The following is a 7,257-nucleotide window of genomic DNA, read 5'->3' on the forward strand; positions in this document are numbered from 1 at the left end:
TAGTCTGCGCAGTAGGTGTGTCTGGTGTTTGGAGAACGGATAATTTTGCATCGAATTGGACCTTAACCCAGATGCCGCCAGGTTGGAACGGTGCCTCTTCTCTTGCTGAAGTGAAGATTTCTCTGGTCAATCCGCAAATTGTTTGGGCCGGGGAAAGTATGATCGCGGGCAGCCCCCTTTACGTGTCTTCAGATGGTGGCCTTTCTTTTGCTGAAACGGCGGTCTTTCCAGATGTTACTCTTGGCCGCATTTCTGGGTTAGAAACCCATCCTGCTGAGGACAGTACAGCCTTCGCGCTTTTCTCTTTTGCTAATGCTCCCAAGATCTTGCGGACAAATGATTTAGGCCAAACCTGGGAAGATATCTCGGGATTTGGCACCGGCACGACGAGCACAAATGGCTTTCCGGATGTCGCCGTACATAGCTTATTGGTCATGCCCTATGATACGGATATCATCTGGGCCGGCACAGAAATCGGTATTTTTGAATCTATGGACGGCGGAGCCACCTGGGCGGATGCAAATAATGGTTTCCCTGCTACCTTGGTGTATGAGATGGTTATTGTGAACGATCAGGTTGTTGTCGCAACCCACGGCAGGGGCGTTTGGTCAGTCGCTCTTCCGGAATTGGCCGGGTATGAACCTCCAGTTGCGACCCTATCTCCGCGTTTAAATGGAATTGGGGGTGGCGCTGGCGGTCTGATAAGTCTGGATGTTTCACTTAGATCTCCTTATGATTCTACCTTGGTCGTCGCTGATGGAGAAGCGGTCTTTAGTTTGCCAGCCAACCCTGCGGGTATCGATACAAATGTTAACGTCCTGTTATCATCGATTGAAAACCAGAGTTCAGTTGCCGTTTCGGTTAAATCGTTCAAGGACGGCGATATGTTTAGGTCAGCAGTTAAAGAAATTGTTGTTTTCCCATTACTGGAAGCACGAAATGGCTATATTAACAATCTCAATTCCTTTATTAATAATGACATTGCTTCAAATGGGCTAAGTGTAACCTCGGATTTTGAGAACCGTGCCCTTCATTCCCCTCATAACTATGCGGACGCGACTGTGCTGACTGCTACGCTCAGAGTACCCATTATTGTTGCCTCGACGGATGCAATTCTAAGTTACGATGATATTGCGATTGTGGAGCCGGGGTTTCCAGGCTCTGTCTTTGGTGATGAGAATTTTAGGGATTTTGTCGTAGTGGAGGGACGTAATATCAATGAGGTAACTTGGCTGCCCCTTGCTGATGGTTACGATGCCCGCTTTGATGCCACTTGGTTGCAAACTTTTAATGTGAATGGCAATGGCGCTCCATCCATGTTTCGAACTCATGAGATAGATTTATTGGATACATTTCCCGCTGAAGAGACAATCCTGATCAGATTCAGATTGTTTGCAGATGAAACTATGAATGCATGGGGATGGGTCGTTGACAATCTAAGTATCCAGCCTCAACTCGTGTCTGTTGCATCGAATGAGCAAATACCCAAAGTATTTAGTTTGTCCCAAAATTATCCGAATCCATTCAATCCCGGCACGCAAATCGACTATACTTTGCCAGCCACTGCTAAAGTGAATCTAAAAATTTATAATGTCCGTGGACAACAAGTTAAGTATTTGGTTCAAGATGAAGCGCACCTAGCTGGTTCTTATACCGTTGAGTGGGACTGTAAAGATGATTTCGGTGTCCCCGTATCCAGCGCCTTTTATTTTTACAGAATCGAGGCCGGCGACCGGTCACCAACATCACGGGCGCTCTTTGTTAAATCCTTCAAGATGACCCTGCTCAGGTGAACTCGATAATTCAATTGTCTACATTTAAGTTCTTTTAAATAGTGACAATATTCAAAGTTATTAAAAGGCCTCGCTTGTTTGCGGGGCTTTTTTTTCAGGTACAATTCCGCTTGCTTTTCCTGCCTAATCTTTTTAAATTAAGTCACCAAAAACTAAGTCATATCTCCTAGGAGGCAGAATTTCATGTCAGAAGAAAAAACGCAAAATCCCGAGGACACAGTGAAATTGGATGTAGAAACGATATTACAGACCACTGAAGGCCGAAGTTTTTTGAATCAATTAAATCAAGTCAGTCGTGTCCTTTCAATCCGGAACTCTGAGGTAAACTTTAAAGGGGTAGAAGTAGTCAAGACAGGCTATTTAGGAGACTGTAAAAGTGTCCATTTATTTAAATGTCCAAACGGTTACTTTTTGTTTTGCAATAAGGCGTTTACAAAAAACAACTGGTCGGCGGCTGGCAGCAAACTTAATGACGTGATTGAAAAAATTCAGGACGGGGAAGTTAAGAAAAAAATTAGTGAAACCTTGGCTTCTGCTTAGAATGACTTAGCTTTAATTGACTTACCAAGGTTTCTTTTTTAGGAGAGATTTGTATGACAGAAATAAGACGTTCGATTGAGATTGCTGCCACAAATGACCGGGTATGGGAGTGCATTAATCCGCAGAATTGGCAAAACATTTTCCATTTTGTAAAAAAAGTTGACGGATACGAGCAAGGGAAATCCGGTGTTGGGACTCATGCCAGTATCATTGCCGGAAGTGATGATTTTGCAATAAGATATAATGTTGAAGTGACTGAATTAAGTGAGAAAACAAAAATTGCTTATCGCCGTTATGGAGGGCCTTTAGTTGGTAAAGGGGTTATTCAATTAAAGCCTTTGCAAAAAGGCACCCTATTAAAACGGACAAGCATTTATGACGACGATCTTTCTGAAGAAACGATTCAATCCTTGAGCGAGGGGATGGAAAAGGATAACCTGAGAGTAAAAAAGGTGGCTGAGGCTCCAAAATAAGTTCAAATATTTACCTTTTGAGTTTCGATCTTCATCGACATTTCTTTTGCATTTCCGTTTTTAAAAAATATAAAGTTGAAAATTTTGTAGTTTTCTTTGCTAAGAAATTTCTACTTCTCTGATTCTAAGCGATTATCATGCGCAGCCGTTGCCTAAACTTAATGCTCTCTGGGTTAAATAACGAACACTCCATTTTTCAATCCTCTCTTACAGGTCATTTCGAATTTCATGTTTCAGGAAATGCGAGAGAAAAATACGAATTTGACCACACTCTTTTTTCCTCCACTGGCAACGTCGTTTTTGCAGATTTTCAAGCGGCACGCCTCCTTGCTCACCAGATAAATAAACAGCGCGATTTGGAGCGCTTCCCGGAACAAGCGGTCAAAGCCGGGCAGATCAACGCAATGGGTCTGATCGATGAAATACTTCATCACGTTGTTTTTCTCTATCAAAAGCAAATCAATCCGAAGGCCTTCGTACAGGCTTTAAAGTGGGTTGAGACAGAAGTTAACGAAAAAGAAATAGACAAAGTGCTGACTCAATTTATCGAGCAATTTCCGCCAAGGGCAGTTTATAAAAACCAGCTGGATGCTAGGACGTACTTAAAAGAATCCACGAACGGTATTTTGAATCGCTTGATAGCTTTCGAAGAAATGGTGCTGCTATGGCTGGCAAATCGAAACCCCGCTTTTTCAACTTTTCAAGAATTGTTTGACGACTCCCTTTTGCGTAGGCAGACTGCGTATTTGCAGGTCATGCAATCTATTGAGGATTTTTTTAAAACCCAGCCTCTTTTTGGTCCTGATAAACTAGATTTGATTTCATTGCTACGCCAATCGGCAATTGAAGCGCCGGATTCTTTAGAAGGTCAGTTAACGTTCATGCGCAGTAGATGGGGTCTCATCCTCGAGAATTTTTTGTCTCGGTTAATTGGCGGTTTAGATTTAATTAGAGAGGAAACAAAGCCTATTTTTGCCGGACCCGGGCCAACTCAAGTGCCGGAGTTTTTCTCTGATATTGAATTCGAAAAGTTCAGCTCAGACCTCGAATGGATGCCTCGTTTAGTGTTAATAGCGAAAAGTACCCTGGTCTGGCTGGATCAACTTTCTAAAAAATATAAAAGCTCCATAACCAGGCTGGACCAAATTCCAGATCAAGAGTTAGATGATTTAACACGCTGGGGATTTACCGGCCTTTGGCTGATTGGTATTTGGGAGCGCAGCCCGGCTTCAAAAAAAATCAAGCAAATGTGCGGTAATCCTGAAGCAGAGGCCTCAGCTTATGCCTTGTTTGATTATGAAATAGCAGTAGAAATTGGTGGATATAAAGCTTTGCAAAACCTTAAATACCGCTGTTTGCAGCGCGGCATTCGGCTTGCCAGCGACATGGTTCCCAACCACACCGGGATCGACTCAAAGTGGGTGAGGGAGAACCCCGATTGGTTCGTTTCTTTGCCAAACAGTCCGTTTCCATCTTACACTTTTAACGGCACCAATTTATCAACGGACCCTCGCTATGGTATTTTTATTGAGGACAATTATTATAGTCGCACGGACGCAGCTGTGGTTTTTAAAAAGCAGGACTATTGGACAGGCGATGTCAAATACATCTATCACGGTAACGACGGCACCAACATGCCCTGGAATGACACCGCGCAATTGAATTTTCTAAATCCGGAAGTGCGGGAGGCTGTGATTCAAAACATTTTAAGAGTGGCACACTCTTTCTCAATTATCCGCTTTGACGCTGCGATGACTCTGACAAAAAAACATTACCAGCGTTTGTGGTTTCCGGCGCCGGGGAGTGGAGGGGATATTCCAACTCGCTCAGAGCACGGGTTGTCAAAAGGTAATTTTAATAAAGCAATGACCAATGAGTTTTGGCGCGAAGTTGTAGATCGCATTGCGGAGGAAGCGCCGGACACCTTACTTTTAGCCGAAGCATTTTGGCTCATGGAAGGCTATTTTGTCAGAACCTTGGGCATGCATCGGGTTTATAACAGCGCATTTATGAATATGCTAAAAAATGAGGAGAATGAAAAATACCGCAACACGATTAAAAACACCATTCAATTTAACCCTGAAATCCTGAAACGCTTTGTCAATTTCATGAACAATCCGGACGAGGAGACTGCGTTGGCCCAGTTCGGAAAAAGCGACAAATATTTTGGCGTTTGTACAATGGTGGTCACCATGCCCGGCTTGCCAATGTTCGGACACGGGCAGGTTGAAGGTTTTGTCGAAAAATACGGCATGGAATATCGCCGGGCATATTTGGATGAGCAAGTGGATTGGGAGTTGGTGGATCGTCATGAACGTGAAATCTTCCCATTGATGAAAAAACGCTATCTCTTTGCTAATGTCGATGATTTTCTTTTTTATGATTTTTCAACGGAAGAGAATGTTAACGAAAACGTTTTTGCATACTCTAATCGATTTGGCAACGAGTACGCTTTGGTAGTTTATAATAATAAATTCGCTGAGGCCAAAGGATGGATTCACACTTCGGTTCAATATGCATCAAAAACCGGGACGAACGGTGATACCCACCTGAAGCAAAAAAACTTGGGCAGTGCCCTGAACTTGCATTCTGGCGAAAATAATTACTGTATTTTCCGAGATGAGGTCACTGGATTGGAGTTTATTCGCAAAAGCAATGAGATTCTCCAACAAGGTCTTTATTTTGAACTGGGCGCTTACAAGTATTTCGTTGCGCTGAATTTCCGAGAAGTTCTGGACAATGACTTGCATCAGTATGAACAATTGGCGGCCAGTTTAAACGGCAGCGGAGTAGCGAGCATCTCGGAGGCATTGCAGGAGCTCTTTCTTCAACCATTGTCAGAGGCCTTCGATTCGCTCCTGAGTGTGGGAAAAGTCAAGGAGTTTAAAAAACACAGCTTAAGAAAAAAATCACCAGCTGGATTCCTGAAAAACTTTGAAAAAAGCTCCGTGCTCTTCTTGAAGCAAGCAAGGCATTTTTCTTCCGGTACGGGCAACGAAACTATACTCGCTGAAGAAATTCTACGGAAGTTAAAAATCCTTTTGAGACTGCCGGAAATTAAAAATCAATTCGGCAATTCAAAATCACCTAAATTTCAAGCTTCGGTTAAATATTTAAAAAAGGGCTATATTGAATATGACATGACCTTCAGTTTGCTGCTCAGCTGGTTGGTTACACATTCGTTAGGAAAGCTCGTTTCGAAAGCCGGCTACGAAGAACAAAGCAGGATTTGGCTAAGTGACTGGTTACTTAGCAAAAGATTTACTTGGGTTTTACGCCAATTGGGAGCCGACGAAAATGAATCCTGGGAAGGAGGAATGCTTTTAAAAATTCTTGTGAGCGAGCAAAACTGGTTTCTTGAGACAATACGCAAAAAAGGACAAGAAGACAAAATAATGAGTCAACTACTCAAATCCTCTGACATCCGAAAATTTTTAAAAGTGAATCGTTGGGAAAGTGTGTTGTGGTTTAACAAAGAAAATTTTCAGAAGCTTGTTTGGTGGCTGTTTCTAATCTCAGTCATTCAGATTGAGTCAAAATTCGAAATGGATTCGGAAGAAGCCGTCAAAGAAATTGAAAAGACCTTTGCCACCATTCAGAATTGGCTCAAAGCTGAAAAAACATCCGAATATCAGCTGGAGAAGTTGTTAAATGAGTTGAAAAGGTAGCATGTTTTATGGATAAAAAGTTTAAAAGAGACTTAAACTCATTAGATGGAATTTTTAAATTCATAAATGAATTCAGCGCCAAAACCGGCGTGGATGAGTCAGTTGTTTTTACGATAAATCTTGTTGTTGAAGAGCTTTTTACAAATATGGTAAAGTACACTTCTGAAAATACTAATGAAATTTTGCTTGAGCTTAAAAAAAACGAAGACGATCTGATAATTCATTTAACCGATTTTGATGTTGATCCTTTTGATATCACTAAAACTGCGGAAGTTGACACAAAGCAGTCGTTAGAGGAGAGGAGAGTCGGCGGTTTGGGGATTCATTTGGTCAAACAAATGATAGACAAAATTGAATACGAATATAAAGATAGGCAAAGTAAAATTATTTTAATCAAACATTTGGAGAAGTGACATGTTTGAAGCAGAACTGAAAAACAACAACGATATAAAGCTCACTGGTAGATTCGATGCCTCCCAGGTTGAAAACGCAAAAGAAGTGTTTAATTCCGTAACGAGTTCTTGTGAAGTCGATTTCACAAACCTTGAATATATTTCAAGCGCCGGGTTAAGTGTTTTGCTTGTGACGCAAAAAAGATTGAGTGAATCGGAGAACAGTCTGAAATTGACAAATATGAACAAGCATATTCGAGATGTATTTCGATACGCAGGTTTCGATACGGTTTTTGAAATTGCGTAGTACCAGATTTATAATTGACAAAACATTTTAATCTATTTATATTGTAACACCTAGGTGATAAGTGTCAAGACATCGTTAACACTA

General features: G+C 41.8%; 6 protein-coding genes. All 6 read left to right on the forward strand.

Features of this window, described 5'->3' with window-relative positions:
- Positions 1-17: 17 nt before the first annotated feature.
- Positions 18-1,793: a T9SS type A sorting domain-containing protein gene (locus IH879_16460; protein ID MCH7676519.1), complete on the forward strand. Its 1,776-nt coding sequence runs from the start codon at positions 18-20 to the stop codon at positions 1,791-1,793.
- A 183-nt stretch (positions 1,794-1,976) separates the two neighbouring features.
- Positions 1,977-2,333, forward strand: a complete 357-nt coding sequence (locus IH879_16465; GenBank protein ID MCH7676520.1) for a hypothetical protein — start codon at positions 1,977-1,979, stop codon at positions 2,331-2,333.
- A 53-nt stretch (positions 2,334-2,386) separates the two neighbouring features.
- A complete protein-coding gene (locus IH879_16470; protein MCH7676521.1) occupies positions 2,387-2,806 on the forward strand; it encodes an SRPBCC family protein in 420 nt (139 codons plus the stop codon).
- 161 nt (positions 2,807-2,967) lie between these two features.
- Positions 2,968-6,474, forward strand: a complete 3,507-nt coding sequence (locus tag IH879_16475; GenBank protein MCH7676522.1) for an alpha-amylase — start codon at positions 2,968-2,970, stop codon at positions 6,472-6,474.
- Between the two features lie 8 nt (positions 6,475-6,482).
- Entirely contained in the window at positions 6,483-6,887 is a 405-nt protein-coding gene (locus IH879_16480; GenBank protein MCH7676523.1) for an ATP-binding protein, read from the forward strand.
- Between the two features lies 1 nt (position 6,888).
- Positions 6,889-7,173 (forward strand): STAS domain-containing protein, encoded by a 285-nt coding sequence (locus tag IH879_16485; GenBank protein MCH7676524.1) that lies wholly within the window; start codon positions 6,889-6,891, stop codon positions 7,171-7,173.
- The last annotated feature ends 84 nt before the right edge of the window (positions 7,174-7,257 follow it).

The organism is candidate division KSB1 bacterium, assembly GCA_022562085.1.
GTDB lineage: Bacteria > Zhuqueibacterota > Zhuqueibacteria > Oceanimicrobiales > Oceanimicrobiaceae > Oceanimicrobium.